1 protein-coding gene is annotated in these 799 nt (G+C 68.6%); it reads left to right on the top strand.

Features of this window, described 5'->3' with window-relative positions; all coding sequences use genetic code 11:
- The coding region (locus tag KUM38_RS29490) for an IS5 family transposase (RefSeq protein WP_217133735.1) at positions 1-789 on the top strand (789 nt) is incomplete at its 5' end.
- Positions 790-799 lie beyond the last annotated feature (10 nt).

Here is a 799-nt window from a genome sequence, read left to right on the forward strand (position 1 = left end):
TCCGAGCGCCGCCGCCGGGCCCTGGCGTTCGGGCGGCCGCCCGAGCACGAGCTGCGCGAGATCATGAACGCGATCCTGTACGTGGACCGCACCGGGGTGCAGTGGCGCTACCTGCCGCACGACTTCCCGCCCTGGGAAACCGTCTACGGCTACTTCGCCAAGTGGCAGAAGGACGGTGTGTTCGCCCAGCTCAACGGCCTGCTACGGGAGTTGGTACGGCAGAAGGAGGGCCGCAGTGCCCAGCCCTCGGCGTGTGTCATCGACGCGCAGAGCGTGAAGACCTCCACCAGCGTCCCGGCCGCCGGGCAGGGCATCGACGCCGGGAAGAAGATCGTGGGCCGCAAGCGGAGCATCGTCACCGACACCCTCGGGCTGTTGCTGGCGGTGCTGGTCACCGCGGCGAGCGTGCAGGACTCCGATGCCGGCCGGACCCTCGTCGAACACGTCGCCGCGGAGCATCCCACCGTCCGCAAGACCTGGGTCGACGGCGGCTACCGCCAACATCTCGTCGAACACGCAGCCACCCTCGGCATCGACATGGAAATCGTCCAACGCGCGCCCGGCACCAGGGGATTCACCCCGCTGCCCAAACGCTGGACCGTGGAGCGGACCTACGGGTGGCTGATGCTCCACCGCCGCCTGGCCCGCGACTACGAAACCCTGCCCGCCCGCTCCGAAGCCATGATCCACCTCGCCATGACCAACCTGATGGCCCGCCGCCTCACCGGCGAGAGCACCATCTCCTGGCGCGACCCCGCAAAGCACCATCAACCACAGATTCCGGGATGAAACAACGGGA

The sequence above is a fragment of the Streptomyces sp. AC558_RSS880 genome, from assembly GCF_019049255.1.
Classification (GTDB): domain Bacteria; phylum Actinomycetota; class Actinomycetes; order Streptomycetales; family Streptomycetaceae; genus Streptomyces.